The organism is Mesorhizobium sp. WSM4845 (genome assembly GCF_055811455.1).
The window spans coordinates 411,604-434,649 of record NZ_JBVVQA010000001.1 but is presented as its reverse complement, the minus strand read 5'-3'; the positions used below and the strand labels follow the sequence as shown (position 1 = coordinate 434,649).

Genomic DNA, 23,046 nt, shown 5'->3' with positions numbered 1-23,046 from the left:
CGCGCGGCGGTCGCTGCTGGTTGAGAGCAGGCTAGGCCCGATAGCGAATTGGTGAGAGTGACAAGTGTGGCGGGATTCCAATGGGGCTGCGGCGCTGCCCGAACCAGCCATTGGCGATTGCCGCCGCCTTGCCCGACACCCAAGAACAAAAAAAGCCCGCTGCCGGGAGGAGGTGGCAGCGGGCTCGATTTCGAATACGACGCGGGAGGAGGTGCGCCGCACTCAGCGTCGGCATCGCATCTGGGAGGAGTAGATGGCCGACAACTGCGAAACTAGCGGTTGCCCAATGATTCGGCAATAGCAAAAGATGCATAGCAGATGTGCAGATTCGCGCTATCAACCGAATATTAACCATCGCCGCGACCAACCGTGGCGCTTGCGTGGCATCACTGGACCGGAACGTTCTCCTTGAAGATCAGGCGCGGTTCGATGAATTTCCGCGTCAGATAGGGCGCCGAGGAAGCGATCGAGCCGAGCAGGCGAATGACTGATTGCTCGGCGATCAGCCGTGCATTCTGGTCGATGACGACATCGAGCAGATCGTCGACGAGATAGCCGCGTGTCGCCCTTGTCAGGTCGTGACAGATGAACACCGGCTTCCTTTGCGGCTTGGCTTCCAGCAGCGCTCTCGCCACGCCAGAGCGTCCGGCGCCGACGCAATAGATGCCGAGCAGTTCCGGCTCGTTGTGCAGCGCCTTCATCGTCGCCGTGTAGCTGATATCAGGCTCGTCGTTGATCTCGACGGCGCTGGTCACGGTCAAATTGCGGAACTCCTCGCTGAGCACCGAGCGAAAGCCCATTTCGCGTTCTTCATGCCCGCGATAGGAGCGTGAGCCGACGATCATTGCCAGATGGCCCGTGCGGCCGCCCAGGAAACGTCCCATCAAAAGGGCTGCGGTGCGCCCGGCGACACGGTTGTCGATGCCGACATAGGCCGATCGCGGCGCGCCCGGAACGTCCGACACCAGCGTGACCAGGCGGATGCCGGCTTCGACGATCTCGCGCAGGATGTTGCGCGTTCTCGGGTGATCGATCGCAATGACACCGACGCCGTTCGCCCTAAGCGAGAGGTTTTCGACGGCCGCCTGCAACGCGTTCGGCGAGATCCCGGCGAGCTTGTGGATCCGACAGGAGGCGACAAGTGGCAAGCGTGCGGCATAGTCCTCGATATGATTTGCCAGATCCGTCATGAAGGCGTTCGAGCCGATCGGCAGGAAGAACTCGAGATGCGCCGGCCGCGAGGGCAGCGTGACCTGATCCACGACCGGCAGATAGCCAAGCTGCTTGGCCGCCTCCATCACCCGCTGCCGGTTGGCGGCGCTGGCGCCCGGCCGGTTGTTCAGCACCCGGTCGACCGTCGCGGTCGACAGCCCGCAGCTTCTGGCGATGTCCGCAACGGTGGCTTTCATAGTCGCAGTCATAGGAGCCGATGTGATCCTGTACCAGAGATACGGCCAACCCGGCTTCCAACTGGCCACTCAGCCTTGTGGTTGCTTCCCCTGCGCGATGGCGTCGTGGATCTCCTTGTCGGACATGCCGGTGATGATCCGTTCGACTTCCGCGACGTTGGTGTTCTTCGGATCGATATCGTCGGCAACCACCTTGCCGCGGCGCATGACGACGATGCGGTCGACCACCTGGAAGACGTGGTGGATGTTGTGGGCGATGAAGATGCAGGAATGGCCCGAATCGCGGGCGCTGCGCACGAAGCTCAGCACACCTTGCGTCTCGGCGACGCCGAGATTGTTGGTCGGCTCGTCGAGGATGATGAGGTCGCTGTCGAAATGCATGGCGCGCGCGATCGCCACCGCCTGCCGCTCGCCGCCTGAGAGTGAGCCGATTGGTGTGGTCGGCGGGATGTCCTTCGAGATGCCGACCTGCTTGAGCAGATCGCGGGCAACCACGTTCATCGCCTCCTGGTCCATACGGTTGAGGAAACGCGGCGGCTTGATCGGCTCGCGCCCGAGGAACAGGTTGCGCGCGATCGACAATTGCGTGACCAGTGCGGAGTCCTGGTAGATCGTCTCGATGCCGTGGGCGATGGCGTCGCTGGTGCTGCGCAAGTCCACCTTCTTGCCGCGGATGAAGATGTCGCCGCTGGTCAGCGGGACCGCACCCGACAAGACTTTGATCAGCGTCGACTTGCCGGCGCCATTGTCGCCGAGCAGACCGACGATCTCCTTTTCGTTAACATGGAAATTGGCGTCCACCAGCGCTTGCACGCGCCCGTAGGACTTGCGGATGTTTTCCATGCGGACAAGCGGCTCAGCCATGGTTCAAGTCCCCGCCTGATGCCGGCGTTCCAGCCATGAGTGGAGCGCCATCATGCCGAGGATGATCGCGCCGATGAAGATGTTGTAGGCAAGCCCAGGCACGCCGATCAGCACGATGCCGTTGCGCATCACGCGCAGGATCAGGATGCCGAGCACAGTACCGATGATGGTGCCGCGTCCGCCGGTCAGCGCGGTGCCGCCGATCACCACCATGGCGATGACTTCGAGCTCGTAGCCGGTGCCGCTGTTCGGGTTGGCGGCCGAAGTGCGCAGCGAGCTGATGACGCCGGCAAGCGAGGCCATGATCGACGACAGGATGAACAGGCCGATCTTGACGCCGCTGACATTGACGCCGCGCGCCCTTGCCGCATTGGGGTTGCCGCCGGCCGCCTGGATCCAGTTGCCGGTGCGGCTCTGCGTCAGCACGTAGCCAAGTGCGATCGCGGCTGCGATGAACCAGAACAGCGACATGTAGATGCGGAACGGCCCGATGAAGAAATCGCCGACCAGCGCCTCGGCAAGCCAGCTGCCTTCGGCGCTCCAGGTGCGTTGCGGAAATCCGCTGGTGACGAACAGAGCGGTGCCGCGCACCACCAGCAGCATGCCGAGCGTCACCAGGAAGGACGGTATCTTGAGTTGCGTCACGAACCAGCCATTGACCAGCCCGATGAAGGCGGCAACCAGCAAGGCCAACACAAAGCCGGCCTCCAGCGAGGTGAGGCCGCTGTTGAAGAGCGTCCACATCAAGACGGGCGAGAAGCCGAAAAGCGATCCGACGGAGAGGTCGAATTCGCCTGAAGTCATCAACAGCGTCATCGCCAGCGCGATCAGGCCGAGCTCGACCGTGAAGGCGAGTATGTTGCTGATGTTCTGCGGTGACAGGAAGTCGTGGTTGAACCCCCAGAACACGACAAGCTCGACGACGAGCAGCACGAAGGGCCCGAATTCCGGCCTGGCAATCGAGCGTTGGATGATGGAACTGTTTTCCACGTTGGACCCGCGACATGGTTGGAACTGGCCAAGTCCGGCGCCGCATGAGGCGGTTCGAGGCTCAGCGGGATGATGGGGATGATCGCTGCGGCAAGCGCCGCCGCGACCATCCCGATCGCGGTTTTATTTGCCGGACAGGATGTCGTCGTAGACCTGCGCGGTGTCCTTTTCGTAGAGCGCGCCGGTGATCACGTCGAAGCCGGGCGGAATGCCGCTGGCGGCCATGTTGGCGATCGAAAGCGCCACATAGCTGGTCGCCTGCGGATCCTGCCATTGTGCGGCATTGACGTAGCCGGTCAGCACCTCCTGGGTGGTGTCGAGCGAGTTGCCCCAGCCGACGACCGGGATTTCACCCGGCTTGATGCCGGCCTGGTCGAACACCCGCTTGATCGAGCCGGTCACCAGGTCGCCGAGACCGATGATCGCCTTGACCTTGGCCCTGTTGGCGGTGAGATAGTCGACCATGCGGTTGATTGCTTCGGCCTGGTCGAGCGTGGCTTCGGTGATTTCATAGGTGATGCCGAGCGGCTCGAAGACGCTCTTGATGCCCTCTTCTTCCTGGACGCCATAGGTGGCGCCGGGGATTTCAACCGGCATCCAGACAAAATCGCCCTTCTTCACCAGGCCCTTGTCGACCAGATACTGAGCCCAGTTCTTGCCGAAGGTGACGTTGTCGCCGCCGACATAGGCGTTGAAGTCCGCCTTCGGATCGGGCGTGTTGAAGTTGATGATCGGGATGTTTGCCGCTCGTGCCTCCTTGACGAGCTCGATAAGGCTGCCCGGGTCGGGGCTGGTGGTGGTGATGCCGTCGGCCTTTGCCGCGATGGCGGCGCGAACAGCCTCCTGCTGGGACGACACGTCGCCATTGTGGAACGAGGTGTTGACGGTGTTGCCGGTGTCCGTCGCCCATTGCTTGGCGCCGGCGAGGAAGTAGGTCCAGACCGGGTCGGCCGGGCCGCCATGCGAAATCCAGTAGAAGGTCTTGGCCTGTGCCGCCGCCGGAATCGCCAGCGCCAAGATCAAGCCGAATACAAATAGTCGTAGCCTCGTCAGCATTTGATTTCCTCCCATTTTGAAAACGTCCTCCAGCTCCGGCGACGATCACGGCAAGCCTGACCGTATTCTTGCCAGCGGCGATCTGGATGCATCAGAGCATCCGCTTTTTCGACCAATGGCAAGCCTCCATTTGCCAGTGGTAGTTGGCGCACGACAATGCGCCATCAGCCATCCCATCAGATCGCATCAGTTTGGCTGATATCTTTTGCGGCAAGCGGCCTCGGCGCCGAAGACGAGGCGCAGGCGGGACGGAAGCTAAATGAGGTCGGCCCTGGCAAGGTCGCGCATCAGATGGCTGGCGCCGTAGGTCCAGTGGGGACAGTCGGGAGACAGCCGTACCCGGTTGATCAGGGCGCCGAATTTCTCCGATGAGATGGTGACGATGTCGCCGATCTTGTGCGTGAAGCCCTTGCCCTTTTCGCCGCGGTCCTTCGACGGCACGAACATGGTGCCGAGATAGAGCGCCAGCCCGTCGGGGTACTGGTGATGCGGGCCCATGGCGGCGGCGACCAGTTCTTCGGGCGAGCGGCTGATCTCGGCCATCGAACTGGCGCCCTCCAGCGAGAAACCATCCTCGCCCTCGACCTTCAGCCGCACGGTGGCCTGCTTCACGTCACCAATGGAAAAGTTGTCGTCGAACAGCCGGATGAACGGGCCGAGCGCGGCCGAAGCGTTGTTGTCCTTGGCCTTGCCGAGCAACAGCGCCGAGCGCCCTTCGACGTCGCGCAGATTGACGTCGTTGCCGAGCGTGGCGCCGACGATCTTGCCGCTGCCGGCGGCGATCATGGCGATCTCCGGCTCGGGATTGTTCCAGGTGGAGACCGGATGCAGGCCGACATCGGCGCCGAAGCCGACCGACGCCATCGGCTGGCATTTGGTGAAGATTTCGGCGTCGGGGCCGATTCCCACTTCCAGATATTGCGACCAGGCGCCGCGCTGGATCAGCTTGGCCTTGATCTCCATCGCCTCCGGCGAGCCTGGCTTGAGCTTCGACAGATCGTGGCCGATCAGCCCGGCAATGTCGGCGCGAATGGCGTCCGCCTTCTCGGCCGAGCCGCGCGCCTGCTCCTCGATGACCCGTTCGAGCAGGCTGACGACGAAGGTGACGCCGGACGCCTTGACGGCCTGCAGGTCGACCGGGGAAAGCAGGAACGGTTTTTGCGGATCGCGCGCGGCCTGGAAACTGTTGGCGGCGATTGCATCGAGCGACCCGATCGGTTCGCCCGCGGCGTGGACGTAGCCTGCCGGGTCCGGCATCTCGCAGACGTCGCGCACGGTTGGTGCCATGCTGGAGGTGATGTCGAAGACCGTGCCGCCGCGTACCGTGACCACCAGCGGATGCGATGCTTCGCTCGTCCGGGCGCGGCCGATGAAGAGGCCCTCGTCGGGCAGGAGGGTGGCGTTCGTCATGGCTTGCGGTCCTCTGCTGTCTTGTTCTGCGTCGTCGCTGCGGACCGATGGTTCAACAAAAGCCTGGCCGCGGCGGCGGCACTTTCGACAAATTCCCGCCAAAGGTCTATCCCGTTCCTCGCGATCGAGCCCTGCGCTGCATTTCGCATCGGCGGACGCCATCCTCTTCAATCCCCCTGATGCCGAGATCAAAGGCTCTTTCAAAATCATGAAATCGTCACTAGGATTTTCATTTGACGAAGTACATTCAGGTGACTCTTGCCCCTACCGTTTTCCGATCCGATCTGGCAGAAGCCGCCGGCGGCCTCTGCGTTCCGGTCGCTTTTTCCCGGCGGCCAGCGTGCCGATGTCGTCATTGTGGGTGGCGGGATTCTCGGTCTGTCGACAGCCTTGCATGCAGCCCGGTTCGGCCTTGCCGTGCAGGTGCTGGAAGCCGGCGAAATCGGCCAAGGCGCATCGGGCCTGAATGGCGGTCAGGTCATCCCCGGCCTGAAATATGATCCGGAATGGCTGCTGGAGCATTTTGGCTCCGAACGCGGCGAGATCCTCGTCAATTTTGCCGCCTCGACGGCGGACGCCGTCTTCGAATTGATCCGCGACGAGAAACTGGCGGTGCCGTTCGTCCGCAATGGCTGGATCCAAGCAGCGCACACCGAGACGGCGCTGAAGGCGGCGGCGAACAGGGACCGGCAGTGGCGGAACCGTGGCGCCGATGTCCGGCTTCTGAGCCAGACCGAGATCGCCGCGTTGACTGGCGCGCAGGGCTATCTCGGTGGCTGGCTCGACCGCCGCGCCGGCGTGATTGATCCGCTTGCCTACACGTCGGAACTGGCACGGATCGCCTCGGCCGCGGGCGTGAAGATCGCCGAACACCAGAAGGTGATACGCCTCGACAACAACGCCGGCAATTGGCGCATCTCGACGGAGGGCGGCGCCGAATTGCAGGCCAAAGCGGTCATTCTGGCGACGAACGCCTATACCGGCGACCTGCTCCCTGGTCTCGCCGAAACGATCGTTCCGCTGCACTCCTTCCAGATCGCGACAGCACCGCTGCCGTCCCATCTGGCGGCCGGGATTTTACCGGAAGGGCAAGCAGTATCGGACTCACGTCGCATCCTCGTTTATTACCGCAAGAGTGCCGACGGGCGGCTGGTGCTCGGCGGGCGCGGCCGAATGGCGCTGCCGACCAGCGAAAGTGATTGGGCGCATCTCGAGCGCGCGCTGCTCCGGCTCTATCCGGCGCTATCCGGAGTCGCCATCGAAAAGCGCTGGTTTGGCCGGGTGGCGATGACGTCGGATCACCTCCCGCATATCCACGAGCCCGAGCAGGGCCTGATGGCAGTGGTCGGCTGCCAGGGCCGTGGCGTCGGCCTGATGACCGCGCTTGGCGAGCGCATTGCTGGCTATCTGGCGAGCGGCGACGCCAGGCAATTGCCGTTCCCGGTTTCGCAGATCCGGCCGATCCCATTCCACGTCTTTCGGCAGGTCGGCGTCGCCGCGACGATCGCCTGGTATCGTATGCTGGATGCATTCGAGCGCTGATTTTATGCCGACGCAGGAATCAGCTTGACAGTTTCATGATTATGAAAAATTCTTGAGTGATTTCAAATTTCGATGGGCAACCCCGATGTCGACCGTCGTTGCAAGGCAGCCGCTGCCGGAGTCCCGATCCTCGACGGGTTTCCGGTTGGCCATGCTGCTGCCGGGCGGGCTGGTCACCTTCTTCCTGATCCTGTTTGCCCTCGGCCTCGTGGTTTTCCTCGCCCTTCGCGGCAATGACGGTTCGCTGCTGGGCGCCGGTTTCACTTTTGCGAATTTCATCACCGTGGCATCCGACCCGCTCTACTGGACGGTAACGCTGCGCTCGCTGGCCATTGCCGGCCTGGTGACGCTGGCGACGGTCGTCACCGCCTATCCCGTCGCCTACTACCTGGCCTTCCATGCCGGACGGCGGCGCGGGCTGCTGCTGTTTCTGGTGACGCTGCCGTTCTGGACCAGCTATCTCTTGCGCGTTTTCGCCTGGAAGATCGTGCTTGCCTACAATGGCGTGCTGAACTCGGCGCTCATCGAAAGCGGCATCTGGTCCGAACCGACACTGGCGTTTCTCAACACGCCGGCCGCCGTCGTCGTCACGCTGGCTCACGCCTATGCGCCGTTCGCCATCCTGCCTATCTATGTGGCGCTGGACACGATCCCGAAATCGCTGCTCGAAGCTGCTTCCGATCTCGGCGCCAGACCGTTCACCAGCTTTCGCCGCGTCGTGCTGCCGAATTCGATGCCGGGGGTGCTGGCGGCGGCTCTCGTCGTCTTCGTGCCGTCGGTCGGCGATTATGTCACCCCGGCGCTGGTCGGCGGCCCTGCCAGCACCATGATCGGCTCGCTGATCCAGGCCCAGTTCGGCAAGGCAAATGACTGGCCGTTCGGCGCAGCACTCGCCGTTGCCGTCATGCTGGTCATCCTTGCCGTGGTGCTGGTCGTGCGTTCCGCCGACCGCAGGTTTGGCAGCCGCACATGAGCGCCGCGCGCATAGACGCAACGCAAGGTGGCCGCTGGCTCGGCGCCTACGTGCTTGTCTATCTGGTATTCCTCTATTTGCCGATCTCGCTGATCCCGCTGTTTTCCTTCAACGATTCGATCCAGGCGGCGTTTCCGCTGCAAGGCTTCACGTTTGAATGGTACACGACGCTGTCCGGCAATTCGGCGCTGTCCGGCGCGCTTGCCAACAGCCTCGTCATCGGTGCAATTGCCGCCACCGGTGCCACGCTCTGCGGCATTACCGTGTCCTACATGGATCTTTTTGGCCGTTCGCCGCCTGCCTTCACGATCAGCGCTATCGCGCGGCTGCCGATACTGATCCCCGGCGTCATCGTCGGCATCTCGCTGCTGATCCTGGTCAACCTCATTGGCTTCGGTCCGTCACGCACCGCCATCGTGCTCGGCCACATATTGGTGGCGCTGCCGACGACGGTGGTGATCATGAAAAGCCGCTTCGCCGCTATACCCAAGACCATCCACGAGGCGGCACTCGATCTCGGCGCCTCCGACTGGACGACATTCAGGCGGGTCATGCTGCCGCTCAGCCTGCCCGCCATTGTATCAGCGTTCATGCTGGCCTTCCTGATCTCCTTCGACGAGTTCATCGTCGCCTTCTTCCTCGCCGGCACCGAACCGACCTTGCCGCTTTATATCTGGAGCCAGCTGCGTTTCCCGAAATCGCTGCCGACCGTCATGGCACTGGGCACGGCCATCCTGGCCGTGTCCTTCGTCATCGCGGCAATTGCCGAAATCCTGCGCCATCGCGGGCTCGCCGCCGCTCAGCGGCCAGTGCCCGCCAACCTGCCCAAACCAGAAGAAACCGAAAGAGGAGAACTGCAATGGCATTCGACCTGAAATCGATAAATCGCAAGACAGTCCAAGCCGGATTGGCAGCCTTCGCGCTGGCGCTTTCGTCGACCGTCGCGCTTGCGGCCGACAAGCTGCAATATTTCACCTGGTCGGGCTACGAACTTCCCGACTTCAACAAGAGCTTCCTCGCCGCACACCCCGATGGCGTCGAGGCCTCGATGTTCGGCGACGACGATGACGCCTTCACCAAGGTCAAGGCCGGTTTCCGTCCTGACGTCGCGCATCCCTGCTACGACAAGGTGGCGCGCTGGAACAGGGAAGGCCTGCTGCAGCCAATCGACACCAAGCGCATCAAGAACTGGGATTCGATCTTTCCGGTTTTCAAGAACCTGCCCGACCTGCAGGCCGGCGACGGCAAAGTCTGGATGGTGCCGTGGGACTGGGGCAACACCTCGATCCTTTACCGCACCGATCTGGTGAAGAACCCGGAGCCGAGCTGGAACCTTTTGTGGGACAAGCAATATGCCGGGCGCATGGCGACGATCGATGCCGTCCACGACACGCCGGTGGTGGCGGCGCTTCTCGCCGGTGTCAATCCGTTCGACATGACGCCGGAACAGATGGAAAAGGTGGCTGAAAAACTGCGCGAGCAGCGCCCGCTGCTCTCCAACTACACCACCGACATGACCTCGGTCGAACAGGCGCTGGCGAGTGGCCAGTTGGTCGCCGCCATGACCTGGAACGCGTCGGCCACCTCGCTGAAGAAGCAGGGCGTGCCGGTCGAGTTCATGAAGCCTAGGGAAGGCATGCTGACCTGGTCGTGCGGCTTCGTCATGCTCAAAGACGCCAAGAATGTCGACCTCGCCTATGATTTCATCAACAGCCGGCTGGAGACGGATTCGGGAAAATACCTGATTCAGACCTATGGTTACGGCAGCTCAAACAGCTCGGCCTTCGCCGCGGTGCCGAAGGAGGAACTGGAAAAGCTGCAACTGCCGTCCGATCCGGAAGTGATGCTGAAGACTACCGTCTTCACCGGGCCGATGAAACAGAATGACGAACTCGCCAAGATGTTCGAGAAGGTCAAGGCAGGCGGCTGAGTTCGCTCTTCCTTCTCCCCTTGTGGGAGAAGGTGGATCGGCGCGTAGCGTCGAGACGGTAGAGGGGTGCTGGACAGAATGCGGGGTTTGCCAAGCTGGAACACCCCTCATCCGTCCGAGCGGAGCCTGTCCTCGGGCTTGCCGGAGGCAAGACCCGTGGGCTCGGCCACCTTCTCCCACAGGGGGAGAAGGGAAAGTGCTGGCGAACGAGGAAGTATGCATGGATATACTGGACCAAGCGGCTGAAAAGCCGAAAGACGACGCCGATGTGCGGGTCGGCCGGCGCGTGCGGGCGCTCAGACTGGAACGCAGTCTTTCGCTGGCCGAGCTTGCCGCCAAGGCCGGCGTTTCGATCGGTGCGCTCAGCCAGATCGAGCGCGGCTTGTCCTCGCTTCGCGTCAAGGTGATCTGGCCGCTCGCCGCCGCTCTCGACATCGAGCCGTCGGCGCTGATTGCTGACGGCAACGATGCCGTCAGCGATCTCTATTGCGTGCGCGCCAACAGTCGGCGCCAGATCCCGGTGAAGTCGGAAGGCATCGCCAAGGCGCTGCTGTCGCCGCCGGCCGCTACGCTCACCGGCATGCTGGTGACGGTAGAAGCCGGTGGCGGCACCGTCGAAGCCTACGCCCATCCCGGCCACGAATTCGGTTTCGTCCTGTCGGGCGAGGTCGAACTCGTGATCGATTCAACCACCTACGGGCTGAAGACCGGCGACAGCTTCGCCTTCAAGAGCACCTTGCTGCATGCCTTCCGCAATCCGGGCGCCGAGCGCTGCCAGATCCTCTGGGTCAACACGACCAAGCCGTCCGAGGTTCGCGATGGCGCCTGATCCTCTCGTCCGGCTGGAGGCGGTGTCGAAGATTTTCCCCGGCGGCATTGTCGGACTCGACGCCGTCGATCTCAACATTGCCCGCGGCGAGTTCCTGACCTTGCTCGGCCCATCTGGCTGCGGCAAGACCACTAGCCTGCGGGTGATCGCAGGATTCGAAAGCCCGTCGAGCGGACGGGTGCTGCTCGACAGCCGTGACATTACTTCGCTGCGGCCGTTCGACCGTCCCGTCAACACCGTGTTCCAGGACTATGCGCTGTTTCCGCACATGGACGTCGCCGAAAACGTCGGCTTCGGCCTGTCGCTGCGCAAGCTTTCCGGGGCAGAACAGGCAAAGCGCGTCGGCGAAGCGCTCGACATGGTTGGCCTTGCCGAGAAGCTCGGCGCCCGCGTGTCCGAATTGTCTGGCGGCCAGCGTCAGCGCGTCGCGCTTGCCCGTGCGATTGTCTGCGAACCACGTGTGCTGCTGCTCGACGAGCCGCTGTCGGCGCTCGATGCGCATCTGCGCGAACAGATGCAGGTCGAATTGAAGCGGCTGCAGTCGCGGCTCGGCACCACTTTCGTCATGGTCACCCACGACCAGACCGAGGCGCTGTCGATCTCCGACCGTATCGTCGTCATGAACAAGGGCCGCATCGAGCAGATTGCGCCGCCGGCCACGCTCTACGACCGGCCCGCCACCAAATTCGTCGCCAGTTTCATCGGCACGATGAACCTGCTGCAGTCGCGCTTTGTCGGCCGTGACGGCGATCGGTTGCGTTTCGCCGCCGGCGCCCTGCCGCTCGAAGCCACGTCGGAAACCGGCGAAGTGCCGGGAGAAGGCGCGGTGCGAACCATCGGAGTGCGTCCGGAGGATCTTTTGGCGGCGACCGAAGCAGCGACCGGCACCGCGCCGGTGCGGGTGAGCAGCATCGTCTTTCACGGCCGCACCTTGCGCCTGCACGCCGAATTGGGGCAGGGGATACCAGTGGTGATCGATGCGCCACGCCGGGCGGAAGGTTTTCAATTCAGCGTCGGCGACGTGGCGCATATCAGCCTGCGCCGCGGCGCTAACTGCCCTATGCTGCCCATCTAACCCTATCCTTCCAGAAAACCGGAGGCACTACCCATGAGCAATCACCTGAACTTCTTTATCGACGGAAGATGGGTCGCGCCCGTGGTGCCGGCGACGCTGGATGTGATCGATCCGTCCACCGAAGAGGCCTACACCAAAATCTCCGTCGGCTCGAAGGCCGATGTGGACCGCGCCGTGGCAGCGGCGAAGGCGGCCTTTCCGGCCTTTTCGCAGACCAGCAAGGCCGAGCGCCTGACGCTGCTGAAGCGCATCCTAGAAATCTACAACGAGCGCTACGAGGACATCGCCCAGGCTGTCAGCCAGGAGATGGGCGCGCCGATCACCTGGGCGCGCCAGGCGCAGGCATGGGCGGGCAGGGCTCATATGGAGTCCACCATCAAGGCGCTGGAGGATTACGAATTCAGCGAGAAGCGCGGCGCCACCATGGTGGTCAAGGAGCCGATCGGCGTCTGCGCGCTGATCACACCGTGGAACTGGCCGCTTAACCAGATCGTCTGCAAGGTGGCGCCGGCGATCGCCGCCGGCTGCACGGTCGTGCTGAAGCCTTCCGAGATCGCGCCGATCAGCGGCATCGTCTTTTCGGAAGTGATGGAAGCGGCCGGCACGCCGAAGGGGGTCTACAACATGGTCAACGGCACCGGTCCGGATGTCGGACAGGTCATGGCCGGACATCCCGATGTCGACATGGTTTCCTTCACCGGCTCGACCCGGGCCGGCATCATCGTCGCCAAGACGGCGGCCGAGACGGTCAAGCGCGTAGCGCAGGAACTCGGCGGCAAATCGCCCAACATCGTGCTTGCCGATGCCGACTTCGAGAAGGCCGTGCGCAAGGGCGTCAACGCGTGTTTCGGCAATAGCGGCCAGTCCTGCGATGCGCCGACGCGCATGCTGGTGCCGGCCGCCCGCCACGATGAGGCGCTGGCGATCGCCAAGAAGGCGGCCGAGGCGCACAAGGTCGGCGATCCGCGCTCGGAAGAGACCAAGCTCGGGCCGGTGGTCAGCAACATCCAGTTCGACAAGATCCAGCGGCTGATCGAGGCCGGCATCGCCGAGGGTGCAACGCTGGTCGCCGGCGGTCCCGGCCGGCCGGAGCATCTTAATCGCGGTTATTACGTGCGGCCGACCGTCTTCGGCCACGTCACGCCGGGCATGACCATCGAGCGGGAAGAAATTTTTGGGCCGGTGCTTTCGGTCATCTCCTATGATGACGACGATGACGCGGTGAAGATCGCCAACGACACTGTCTATGGCCTCGTCGCCTACGTGCAGTCAGGGGATATCGACCACGCGCGCAAAGTCGCCGGCCGCCTGCGCGCCGGACAGGTCTCGATCAACTATCCGGAGTGGGACACCTTCGCGCCGTTCGGCGGCTACAAGCAATCCGGCAACGGCCGCGAATATGCCGATTGGGCGATCCACGATTTCCTCGAGATCAAGGGCATCATCGGCTACGGCGCTTAGGGCTTAACCCGAACAGCGCCGCGCATCCAAGAAGGTCGCTGTAGCGGGTCATCCGAGCTATTCGGCGGCTTCGCGGACAGGGATCAGGCGCCGCTCGACCTGCTGGAGATGCAGGCGCATCGCTGCCGCCGCACCGCCGAGGTCACGCTCGGCGATCGCCTCGACGATCCGTTCATGGTCGGCGAAGCTGTGATGGTCTGCCGGAGGGCGGACGCCTTCTGAACGGAGACGTCCCCAGACCACGGTGCGGCGCACGGCGTTCAGCACGTCGAACAGGCCGAGCAGAACATTGTTGCGGCTCGCCTGCGCAATCTGCCGGTGGAGCAGATTGTCGACATTCTCATATTGCCGCCACGTGACTGCCTCCCGCGTCTGCACCAGCGATTGCCGCATCGCGGCGATATCCGAAAGCGTGGCGTGCAGCGCCGCTTCGCGCGCAATTTCGGGCTCAAGGATGAGGCGCGCGCGCATCACGTCGGCCGGATTGGTGCGCCCGGCGATTTCCGAAATGCCGATCGTCTCCTCGACCGGCCCGCTGCCGACGAAGGTGCCCCTGCCGACGTGACGCCAGATGCGGCCATCCTTCTCGAGAACCGCCAGCGCCTTGCGCAGATCGCCGCGCGATACGCCGAGGCTCTCCGACAGTTCCCGCTCGGCAGGCAGCCGCGTCTCACCGGCATGATCCATCTGGGCAAGATAGGCCTGCAGCTGAACCAAGGCGGCGTGGCCGCCATTACCGGGATCGTCCATCAATTTAACCAATCCGCATATGCTTTCCTCTGCCGGTGTTAAAACGATTAGTGGAAACCGTCAACTGCCGAGTTTTCTGGGCACGCCCGTTCGATACGGTGCAGTTTCTCCTTGACCAATCCGTCCCGTAGTCTTAACCAATCAAGGAAATGGTTACAAAAAACGGGAGGAATGACAATGGCCGGCGTGTCCAGACGTACCATCCTTGCCACCGCTTTCGCCGCGGTCCTAGCATGTGCAGCGCCCTTGTCGGCCGCAAATGCGGGCGATATGCGCATTGCATTCGGCGACCTTCCCGGGATCGAATCCATTCAGACGCTCGCCGCGATAGAGCGGGCCAGGGAGCGCGGCGTGAATGTCGAACTCATTGTTCTCAATGACGAGGATCTGGCTGCCCAGGCCATTGTCGGCGGCCAGGCCGATGTCGGCATTGGCGCGCCCTATACCTTGATCCAGAAGGTCGGCGTGCCGATCCGCATTTTCGCGCAGATATCGACGCTGCGCTTCTTTCCCGTCGTCAACAGCGAATTCTACAAGGAATGGAAGGATCTCGACGGGCAGGAGGTCGCAGTCCAGGCGCGCGGCTCAGGCACCGAAGCGGTCATGCTGCTGATGGCGAAAAACCACGGCATCAAGCTCGGCAACATCAGCTATGTCCCGGGTTCCGAGGTTCGCCGCAATGCGCTGCTCCAAGGGACCATCAAGGCGTCGATCGTCGATGCCGCCAACAGGCGCGCGCTCGAAGCCGAAGCCCCCGGCAAGTTCATCGTTCTGCCGGTCGAGGATCTCGGCGCCTCTGACGAAGCGCTTTTCGCGACCGCGGACTATCTGAAGAACAGCGCCGCCGACGTCGACATCCTGGTCGAGGAACTGATGAAGACCGCGCGCGAGATCACCGCGAGCCCGGCGGTCGCCGTCGAGCTTCGCAACAAATACAAACTGCTGCCGGATCTCGGCGCTGAAGCCGACAGCGAAATCACCGAATACTACAAGGAAACCGCGGAAGCCGGCAGCCTTGCGCTGAATGGCGGCGGAGCCGATGCGGCCAAGGACGACTTTGCCTTCTTCAGCCTTGCCGGCCAGATCGAAGGCGATCCCGCCAGCCTCAAGGTCGAGGACTTCTGGGACGTCTCCGCAATCGACCGCGCCGTCGCCAAGCTCGGCAAGAAATAGGCGCCCAAGCGGATGGCCGTAAGCATCAGAACCGACGGCGAGGCTGCCGGCCTCGCTCCTCTTTCCAATCGCAGCGCAACGGGCGCATCGTGGGACCAGCCGGTCCTGCTCAGGCTGGTGTCGATCGCCCTGTTCGCGGGAATCTGGGAGGTGGCCGGGCGTATTCCCGTCAGCTTCGCTTTCCCGACCTTTTCCGACACGGTCGTCGCGTTCTTCGGACTGCTCGCCGACGGCAGCCTGGCGACCGCCTACCTTTCGACGCTGCAGCCGCTGGTGCTTGGCGTTGTCCTGTCGGCGTTCCTGGGTGTCGGCCTCGGCACGATCTGTGGCCTGTGGCGCACCGGCGAATGGCTGGTGATCCCTGTGTTCATCGTGCTTCAGGCAGCACCGGTCGCCGCCTTCATTCCGATGGTCACCTTTGTCTATGGAATAGGCATGACCGCCAAGACGCTCGCCGTCATGATCCTGGCGCTGCCGGTCATCGTGCTCAACACCTACAAGGCCGTGCGCAACGTCAACGAGTCGCTGCTGGTCATGTGCCGATCCTTCCTCGGCACCCGCTGGCAGACCGTCGCCAAGATCATCCTTCCGGACGCCAGCCCGGTGATTTTTGCCGGCTTGCGCCTTGGAGTCGCTGCCGGCTTCGTCGGCGTGGTGCTCGCCGAACTGCTGATCACCCCGACCGGCATCGGCGACCTCATCACCTTCCACCGCTCGCGCGCCGACTACGCCGAGATGTACGCAACAATCGCCTCGATCATTGCGCTTTCCACCCTGACGCTCGTCTTTCTGCAGTGGGTGGAAGTCCGCGTTTTCAGGCCCGAAAGCAGAGGTGCTTAAGATGGGCGCGACCGCATTGCGAAATGGACCGTCGCCGGTTCCCGCACCGATCGATTCAATCGTGGAAGTGAGGGGAATCTCCAAGACCTACGGCAATGTCGAGGCGCTGCGCGGCATCGACCTCGACTTTCCCAGGGGCAAGCTGACCAGCCTTCTCGGACCCAGCGGCTGCGGAAAGACGACGCTGCTGAAGATCATAGCGGGGCTGATACGGGCCGATGGTGGCACCGTCGCGATCAACGGCAAGCACGTCACCGCACCCGGCCCCGAACGCGCTTTCGTGTTCCAGGATTTTGCGCTGATGCCGTGGGCGACCGTGATGCGCAATGTGGCCTTCGGACTTGAATTGCGCGGCGCCAACAAGGCCGAGCGCGAAGCGATCGCCCGACGCTACATCGCCGAGGTGGGTCTCGCCGGATTCGAGGACAAATATCCGCATCAGCTGTCGGGCGGCATGCGCCAGCGCGTCGGCCTGGCGCGCGCATTGTCGGTCGATGCCGACGTCCTGCTGCTCGATGAACCGTTTTCGGCGGTCGACGAGCAGAACCGGCGGAAATTCCAGGAAGACCTGATCCGGCTGCGCACCAACCAGAACAAGACCTTCATCTTCGTGACGCACTCGATCGAGGAAGCGGTCTACATCTCCGACCGCATCGTCTTGCTGTCGCCGAGACCCGGCCGGGTTTCGCAGATCATCGAACCGGAAATCGATCGCTCCGGCGACCCCGAGCGCATCCATCGCGACAGGCACTATCTCGATACTGTCGAGGAGATCTGGCAGGGGCTGAAGCAGTATGTGGAGTGAGCGGCCGTGACCTTGTTTGGCTACCGTGTGCCAATGATGGCGTCCCTGCTGGTCTGGTGCGTCGTATGGGAAATCGTCGGCCGGCTCGACCTTGTCTTTCTGCTGCCGCCGTTTAGCGACGCGCTGGTTGCAGCGGTCAGCCTGGTGCAGACGCCGTCCTGGCAGAGCGCGACAGTCACGACCCTTCGCGCCTTCGCGACGGGCATGGCCCTGTCGATCGTTGTCGGCGTGCCATTGGGTATCCTGATGGGACGCGTCAAGATCGCCGACGACCTGCTCGGCATGTGGGTCAACATCTTTTCAAGCGCACCGCTCTCGGCGATCGTCCCGGTGCTGATGATCCTGTTCGGCTTCGGCGAGAAGACGATCGTTGCGGCGGTGTTCCTGTTTGCGATCTGGATCATCGTTCTCGACACCCGCGCCGGGGTCCGTCATATCTCGCCGTCGCTGATCGAGATGGCGCGTTCCTACGGCGCCTCGCGCCCGGCGCTCTATAGCAAGATCATCCTGTGGGCGGCCCTTCCGGAAATCCTTGCCGGCATTCGCCTCGGCCTCATCCGCGGCGTCAAGGGCGTCGTCATCGGCCAGTTGCTCGTCGCCATCGTCGGCTACGGTGCGCTGTTCGAAACCTTCTCGCGAAATTTCCGCATGGCCGAATTCTGGGCCTTGACCATCATCCTTTTTGCCTTCGCCCTGCTGATCGCCGAACTGATCGAACGGGCCGAAGCCAAAGTCGAATACTACGCAGGAGCAAGACAGTGAACATGCACGGCACGACTTCAAGCTACGTCATCGAACCGACCGCAATCCCGAGCATCCCGGTGGCGGAAACCGACAAGTTGTTTCCGGTGCACCGGGTCTATTGCGTCGGGCGGAACTATGCCGCGCATGCCGTCGAGATGGGACACGACCCCGACAAGGAGCCGCCATTCTTCTTCCAGAAGAACCCCGACAACCTCGATACGACAGGAGAATTTCCGTACCCTCCGGCCTCTAACGATGTTCATCACGAGATCGAAATGGTCGTGGCGCTGAAGAGCGGCGGTACCGACATCCCGGTCGAAAAGGCTCTGGACTGCGTGTTCGGTTATGGCGTAGGTCTCGATATGACGCGGCGCGACCTGCAAGGGAAGGCGAAGGACATGGGCCGTCCATGGGAGGTCGGCAAGGCCTTCGAGGCATCGGCGCCATGCACGCCATTGGTTCCGGCAAGCTCGACCGGCCATCCCAGCCAGGGCGCGATCTGGCTGGACGTCAATGGTCAGCGAAAGCAGACCGGCGACCTCAACCAGATGATTTGGAAGGTTCCGGAAATGATCAGCTATCTCTCAGGGCTCTTCACGCTGATGCCGGGGGACATCATTCTTTCCGGCACGCCGGCGGGCGTCGGCGCGGTCGTGCGCGGTGATGTTCTTCGCGGTCATATCGATGGCGTCGGCGACCTAGAGGTTCGCGTTGTCTGAAGCGGCCTCGATCATTGAGCGGCTTGCCGCCGGAGCCGACGATGCGCCGGCGATTTCGGCACCCGACAGGATCACGCTCGCGCATGGCGGACTGCGCCGCCTGATCTCCGAGACGGCAGCGCAATTGCATGCACTGGGCCTCGGCCGTGGCGACCGGGTGGCCATCGTGCTGCCGAACGGGCCGGAGATGGCGACGGCCTTTGTCGCAGTGGCGGCGGCGGCGTCGACGGCGCCGCTCAATCCGGCCTACCGGGCCGACGAGTTCGATTTCTATCTGACCGACATCGGCGCCAAGGCGATCCTCGTCGCCGAAGACGAAAGCGGCCCGGCGGTGACCGTGGCCGAGCGCCTCGGCATAGCGGTGCTCAGGCTCACGGCACTGCGTGACGCACCAGCCGGCAGTTTTGAGATCAAGGGCAAACCGGTTGGTCCGTATGTTTCGCCCGACCTGGCTGAAGACGGCGACATCGCGCTGTTGCTGCACACGTCCGGCACCACGTCACGGCCCAAGCTGGTGCCGCTCAGCCACGCCAATCTCGCCGCCTCGGCCGCCCATATCGGCGCGACGCTCGGCCTGACGGCCGGTGATCGCTGCCTCAACATCATGCCGCTGTTCCACATTCATGGGCTGATCGCGGCGGTGCTGTCCTCGCTCGCCGCCGGCGGCAGCGTCTTCTGCACGCCGGGCTTCAACGCGCTGCGCTTCTTCCATTGGCTGGGTGAGGCGCGGCCGAGCTGGTACACCGCGGTGCCGACCATGCATCAGGCGATACTGCCGCGCGCAACGCGCAATGCCGATGCATTGGCGGCGGCGCCCTTACGCTTCATCCGCTCGTCCTCGGCATCGCTGCCACCGCAGGTGATGGCCGAGCTTGAATCGACCTTCGGCTGCCCGGTAATCGAATCCTACGGCATGACCGAGGCCGCGCACCAGATGGCTTCGAACCGGCTGCCGCCGGGCCTGCGCAAGCCGGGCAGCGTCGGCGCCGCGGCCGGACCGGAGGTGGCGGTGATGGCGCCGGACGGGCGATTGCTGCAGCCCGGTGACACCGGCGAGATCGTCATTCGCGGGCCTAATGTCACCGCGGGCTACGAGAACAATCCGGACGCCAATGCCACGGCTTTTGCGCATGGCTGGTTTCATACCGGCGACCAGGGCGTGCTCGACGGCGACTTCTATCTGCGCGTCACCGGCCGGCTCAAGGAGATCATCAACCGCGGCGGCGAGAAGATCTCGCCGCTCGAGGTCGACGACGTGCTGATGGACCATCCGGCGGTGGCGCAGGTCGTCACCTTCGCCACGCCGCACGACAAGCTCGGTGAGGAGGTCGCGGCTGCGATCGTGCTGCGCGAGGGCATGGCCGCGACAGAAGGCGAAATCCGCAGCTTTGCCGCGACACGGCTCGCCGATTTCAAGGTGCCGCGCATTGTCCTGATCCTGGACGAAATCCCGAAGGGCGCGACCGGCAAGCTGCAGCGCATCGGCCTCGCGACCAAACTCGGTCTTGCCAAACCTGGGCTGGGATAATGCGGATCAGCATTTTTGGCGCTGGCGCGATCGGCGGCTATCTCGCGGCCAAGCTTGCCATGGCCGGCCGCGTCGATCTGTCGATCGTGGCGCGCGGCGGGCATCTCGACGCGATCAGGACGGCCGGTCTTCGCCTGATCGAAGACGGTCATGAAGCCGTCGCCTCGGTCAGGGCCGCCGCGCAGGCGCAGGAGCTAGGCGTCCAGGACTATGTCGTGCTGGCGCTCAAGGCCCATTCGGTTGCGCCAGCGCTCGACCAGATCGCGCCGCTGCTGGGCGAGGGGACGGCCGTCGTCACCATGCAGAATGGCGTGCCGTGGTGGTATTTCCACAGGATCGGCGGGCCGCTCGAAGGCACGCGGTTGCAAGCGGTGGATCCCGGCGGGGTGATCTGGGACCGGCTTGGGCCGGATCGCGTCATCGGCTCGGTCGTCTATCCCGCGGCCGAGGTGGATGCGCCCGGCCTGGTTCGCCATATCGAGGGAAAGCGGTTCTCGCTCGGCGAGCCCTCGGGCGAGAAGAGCGAGCGTGTCACCCGGCTTGCCGAGGAGATGGTCGCAGCGGGGCTGCAGGCGCCGGTTCGCGACGACATCCGCAGCGAGATCTGGGTGAAGCTGTGGGGCAATCTCTCCTTCAACCCGATTTCCGCGCTGACCGGCAGCACGCTTGCGGCAATCACTGCCGACGAGGCCACCCGGGCGCTTGCCCGCACCATGATGCTGGAGGCGCAGGCGATCGGCGAACGTCTCGGCGTTCGTTTCCCGATCTCGGTCGACCGCCGCATCAAGGGTGCCGGCGACGTCGGCGAGCACAAGACCTCGATGCTGCAGGATCTCGAGCGTGACCGCCCGATGGAGATCGATGCGCTGGTGACGGCGGTCCAGGAACTCGGCCGGCTGACCGGCCAGCCGACGCCGACCATCGACAGCGTGCTGGCGCTGGTGCGCCGCCTCGCCATCGAGCGCGGCTGCTATTGACGTACTATCGTGAAATTGCCGGCTCGATCTCCACTTGACTCTCCAGTTTGTTCCTGATTTGTTCCACGCGAGCGGGCGACAGTGGCAGGCCAGCAAGCGGTTCCCTACTTGGAATTAGTCTGAACAGAGGAAACACATGACCACCGCGGAAATTGCCAAGGATTTCACAGAACTGCTGAAGCAAGGTGAGAACGAAGGTGCTGCTGAGAAGTACAATGCCGATGACATCGTCAGCTACGAAGCAATGGAAGGGCCGATGGCTATCTGCCGTGGCAAGGAAGCCGTGAGGCAGAAGGGCCAGTGGTGGCAAGAGAACAACGAAGTTCATGGCGGCTCGGTCGAGGGCCCATATGTCAACGGCGACCAGTTCGCAGTGCGCTTCAAGTTTGACATAACGCCCAAGGCTACAGGCGAGCGTGTCAGCATGGATGAGGTCGGTCTGTACACGGTCAAGAACGGCAAAATTGCCGAAGAGCGCTTCTATTATTGAGGCTGAAACCGGCTTCCGGAAGCTTGGTCACCTCGCCGCATCGTTGGAAATCAGGCATGGCGGCCAGGACGATTGCCCTGGCTGCCGTGTGAGCAGCTCAAATCCCCTTCACATACGTGGCAAGCTGATCCGCCACTGTGCCCCAGCCGTCGAAAAAGCCCATCTCCTCATGGTTCTTTCGTGTCGCTTCATCCCGGTGGATGGCGGTCGCGGTGTAGCGTGTCGCCTCGCATTCCGGCTGCAACGATATGACCGCTGTGATGAATGGGTCCCCTGACGGCCGATAACCGGGCAGCAATGCGTCGGTCCACACCAGCCGCTCGTTCCGGACGATGTCGAGGTAGCAGCAGCGGCGGTCGTTCACTTCCTTGCCATCAGGCGACTGCATGCGGGTCCTGAACAGCCCGCCCGGCCTGAGGTCGATGTCGCAATCGGTGATGATCCACGGCTTCGGTGTGAACCATTGCCGGACATGTTCGGGGTTCGTCAAGGCGGTCCAGAGCAGTTCTCGTGGCGCGTCGATGACGCGTTCGAGGACGAGGTCGAGTTTTGGGTCGGGTTTGAACAGCGGCGTCGAACTCATTTGTCTTTCTCCTTGAGTGTCATGACATAGTCGTCGAACTGGTCTAGGCGGCGTTCCCAGAGCGCGCGCTGCTCGGCCAGCCAGTTTTCCGCAAGTTTCAGCGGCTCAGGCGCAAGCCGGTAGGTCCTGACGCGGCCGGATTTTTCGGAACGCACCAGCCCGCAGCCTTCCAGCACCTTCAGGTGTTCAACGAAGGAGGGCAGGGCCATCTCGAACGGCTGGGCAAGTTCGCTGACCGAGACGGGGCTTCTGTTCAGCCGCTCGACAACACGGCGGCGCGTCGGATCGGCAAGTGCCCGAAAGATGCCGTCGATCGGCGGGACGCTCGGACTCGCGGTCTGTGGGCTTGTTGCGACGCTCATCATCCTCGCCCCCCTGCGCATGGCCAAAAATGGTTCGCAAAATACTTAGGAAGATTCCTTAGTATTGGCAAGCCCAAAAATTCTGAGGATGCCTGCGGGGTCTCTGGCAAAGTCCGAAGGGTGGTTTAGGGTGCCGCCAGATTCGACGAGCGATCAGTTCGAGGGGCCAGAATTTTGACCATCACGATGTATGGCATCACCAATTGCGATACGATCAAGAAGGCGCGTGTCTGGCTGGAAAGCCACGATGTCGCCTATCGCTTTCACGACTACAGGGTCGGAGGACTGGACGCGGACCGGCTGAATGGCTGGTCCCGCAAAGTCGGCTGGGAAATCCTGCTCAACAAGGCGAGCACGACGTTTCGCGAACTGTCGGACACGGACAGGCTGAGCCTCGACGAGAGGAAGGCCAAGGCGCTGATGCTGGCCAAACCGACGATGATCAAGCGGCCGGTCCTCGATCTTGGCGATCGTATCCTCGTCGGCTTCAAGCCTGATGTCTATCAGCAGGCGTTGGGAGGGTTGAAGTAGTCGGA

General features: G+C 63.1%; 24 protein-coding genes. 16 read left to right on the top strand and 8 right to left on the bottom strand.

Annotated features, from left to right (window positions below):
* Window positions 1–386: 386 nt before the first annotated feature.
* The 5 genes from AC0L2C_RS02035 to AC0L2C_RS02015 form a co-directional block, all read right to left on the bottom strand.
* On the bottom strand, window positions 387–1,409 hold the full coding sequence (locus AC0L2C_RS02035; RefSeq protein WP_473522577.1) for a LacI family DNA-binding transcriptional regulator: 1,023 nt from the start codon (window positions 1,407–1,409) through the stop codon (window positions 387–389).
* A gap of 69 nt (window positions 1,410–1,478) precedes the next feature.
* Entirely contained in the window at window positions 1,479–2,273 is a 795-nt protein-coding gene (locus AC0L2C_RS02030; RefSeq protein ID WP_287341477.1) for an ATP-binding cassette domain-containing protein, read from the bottom strand.
* 3 nt (window positions 2,274–2,276) lie between these two features.
* Window positions 2,277–3,263 carry an ABC transporter permease gene (locus AC0L2C_RS02025; protein ID WP_128167742.1) on the bottom strand — a complete coding sequence of 329 codons (987 nt, stop codon included), beginning with the start codon at window positions 3,261–3,263 and terminating at the stop codon, window positions 2,277–2,279.
* 123 nt (window positions 3,264–3,386) lie between these two features.
* Entirely contained in the window at window positions 3,387–4,319 is a 933-nt protein-coding gene (locus AC0L2C_RS02020) for a substrate-binding domain-containing protein (RefSeq protein ID WP_287236924.1), read from the bottom strand.
* 255 nt (window positions 4,320–4,574) lie between these two features.
* Entirely contained in the window at window positions 4,575–5,729 is a 1,155-nt protein-coding gene (locus tag AC0L2C_RS02015; RefSeq protein ID WP_287236926.1) for a fumarylacetoacetate hydrolase family protein, read from the bottom strand.
* A gap of 258 nt (window positions 5,730–5,987) precedes the next feature.
* Here AC0L2C_RS02015 and AC0L2C_RS02010 point away from each other — a divergent pair, with 258 nt between their 5' ends.
* The 7 genes from AC0L2C_RS02010 to AC0L2C_RS01980 all read left to right on the top strand — a co-directional run bounded on the left by AC0L2C_RS02010 (window position 5,988) and on the right by AC0L2C_RS01980 (window position 13,539).
* A complete protein-coding gene (locus tag AC0L2C_RS02010; RefSeq protein WP_287236928.1) occupies window positions 5,988–7,271 on the top strand; it encodes an NAD(P)/FAD-dependent oxidoreductase in 1,284 nt (427 codons plus the stop codon).
* A gap of 85 nt (window positions 7,272–7,356) precedes the next feature.
* Complete coding sequence (locus AC0L2C_RS02005) at window positions 7,357–8,244, top strand: ABC transporter permease (protein ID WP_473522576.1); 888 nt, start codon at window positions 7,357–7,359, stop codon at window positions 8,242–8,244.
* On the top strand, window positions 8,241–9,119 hold the full coding sequence (locus tag AC0L2C_RS02000; protein WP_287236930.1) for an ABC transporter permease: 879 nt from the start codon (window positions 8,241–8,243) through the stop codon (window positions 9,117–9,119). The genes AC0L2C_RS02005 and AC0L2C_RS02000 overlap by 4 nt, the downstream gene beginning before the upstream one ends.
* A complete protein-coding gene (locus AC0L2C_RS01995) occupies window positions 9,104–10,174 on the top strand; it encodes an ABC transporter substrate-binding protein (RefSeq protein WP_023799441.1) in 1,071 nt (356 codons plus the stop codon). The genes AC0L2C_RS02000 and AC0L2C_RS01995 overlap by 16 nt, the downstream gene beginning before the upstream one ends.
* A gap of 220 nt (window positions 10,175–10,394) precedes the next feature.
* On the top strand, window positions 10,395–11,003 hold the full coding sequence (locus AC0L2C_RS01990) for a cupin domain-containing protein (RefSeq protein ID WP_023799440.1): 609 nt from the start codon (window positions 10,395–10,397) through the stop codon (window positions 11,001–11,003).
* On the top strand, window positions 10,993–12,078 hold the full coding sequence (locus AC0L2C_RS01985; protein ID WP_287236933.1) for an ABC transporter ATP-binding protein: 1,086 nt from the start codon (window positions 10,993–10,995) through the stop codon (window positions 12,076–12,078). Before AC0L2C_RS01990 ends, AC0L2C_RS01985 begins: the two co-directional genes overlap by 11 nt.
* A 33-nt stretch (window positions 12,079–12,111) precedes the next feature.
* On the top strand, window positions 12,112–13,539 hold the full coding sequence (locus tag AC0L2C_RS01980; protein WP_473522575.1) for an aldehyde dehydrogenase family protein: 1,428 nt from the start codon (window positions 12,112–12,114) through the stop codon (window positions 13,537–13,539).
* Window positions 13,540–13,596: 57 nt separating this feature from the next.
* Here the strand turns inward: AC0L2C_RS01980 and AC0L2C_RS01975 are convergent, their stop codons facing one another.
* Window positions 13,597–14,289, bottom strand: a complete 693-nt coding sequence (locus tag AC0L2C_RS01975; RefSeq protein ID WP_128167736.1) for a FadR/GntR family transcriptional regulator — start codon at window positions 14,287–14,289, stop codon at window positions 13,597–13,599.
* Between the two features lie 177 nt (window positions 14,290–14,466).
* Between AC0L2C_RS01975 and AC0L2C_RS01970 the strand changes: the two genes are divergently transcribed.
* From AC0L2C_RS01970 to AC0L2C_RS01935, 8 genes are all read left to right on the top strand, one after another.
* Window positions 14,467–15,462 (top strand): ABC transporter substrate-binding protein, encoded by a 996-nt coding sequence (locus AC0L2C_RS01970; RefSeq protein ID WP_128171988.1) that lies wholly within the window; start codon window positions 14,467–14,469, stop codon window positions 15,460–15,462.
* Between the two features lie 12 nt (window positions 15,463–15,474).
* A complete protein-coding gene (locus AC0L2C_RS01965) occupies window positions 15,475–16,302 on the top strand; it encodes an ABC transporter permease (protein WP_023799435.1) in 828 nt (275 codons plus the stop codon).
* A 1-nt stretch (window position 16,303) separates the two neighbouring features.
* Window positions 16,304–17,107, top strand: a complete 804-nt coding sequence (locus AC0L2C_RS01960; protein ID WP_287189999.1) for an ABC transporter ATP-binding protein — start codon at window positions 16,304–16,306, stop codon at window positions 17,105–17,107.
* Window positions 17,108–17,113: 6 nt separating this feature from the next.
* Window positions 17,114–17,869 (top strand): ABC transporter permease, encoded by a 756-nt coding sequence (locus AC0L2C_RS01955; RefSeq protein WP_287236937.1) that lies wholly within the window; start codon window positions 17,114–17,116, stop codon window positions 17,867–17,869.
* Window positions 17,870–17,871: 2 nt separating this feature from the next.
* A complete protein-coding gene (locus AC0L2C_RS01950) occupies window positions 17,872–18,570 on the top strand; it encodes a fumarylacetoacetate hydrolase family protein (RefSeq protein WP_287237184.1) in 699 nt (232 codons plus the stop codon).
* A complete protein-coding gene (locus AC0L2C_RS01945; protein WP_473522574.1) occupies window positions 18,563–20,098 on the top strand; it encodes an acyl--CoA ligase in 1,536 nt (511 codons plus the stop codon). The genes AC0L2C_RS01950 and AC0L2C_RS01945 overlap by 8 nt, the downstream gene beginning before the upstream one ends.
* A complete protein-coding gene (locus AC0L2C_RS01940) occupies window positions 20,098–21,075 on the top strand; it encodes a 2-dehydropantoate 2-reductase (protein WP_287236941.1) in 978 nt (325 codons plus the stop codon). Before AC0L2C_RS01945 ends, AC0L2C_RS01940 begins: the two co-directional genes overlap by 1 nt.
* Before the next feature lie 136 nt (window positions 21,076–21,211).
* A complete protein-coding gene (locus AC0L2C_RS01935) occupies window positions 21,212–21,565 on the top strand; it encodes a nuclear transport factor 2 family protein (RefSeq protein ID WP_128179809.1) in 354 nt (117 codons plus the stop codon).
* Window positions 21,566–21,662: 97 nt separating this feature from the next.
* On the opposite strand, the gene AC0L2C_RS01930 is transcribed toward AC0L2C_RS01935, so the two are convergent.
* Window positions 21,663–22,148, bottom strand: a complete 486-nt coding sequence (locus AC0L2C_RS01930) for an SRPBCC family protein (protein ID WP_287226031.1) — start codon at window positions 22,146–22,148, stop codon at window positions 21,663–21,665.
* Window positions 22,145–22,510 carry an ArsR/SmtB family transcription factor gene (locus AC0L2C_RS01925; protein ID WP_473522573.1) on the bottom strand — a complete coding sequence of 122 codons (366 nt, stop codon included), beginning with the start codon at window positions 22,508–22,510 and terminating at the stop codon, window positions 22,145–22,147. Before AC0L2C_RS01925 ends, AC0L2C_RS01930 begins: the two co-directional genes overlap by 4 nt.
* A gap of 174 nt (window positions 22,511–22,684) precedes the next feature.
* Between AC0L2C_RS01925 and AC0L2C_RS01920 the strand changes: the two genes are divergently transcribed.
* Window positions 22,685–23,041, top strand: a complete 357-nt coding sequence (locus tag AC0L2C_RS01920) for an ArsC family reductase (protein ID WP_287236944.1) — start codon at window positions 22,685–22,687, stop codon at window positions 23,039–23,041.
* Window positions 23,042–23,046 lie beyond the last annotated feature (5 nt).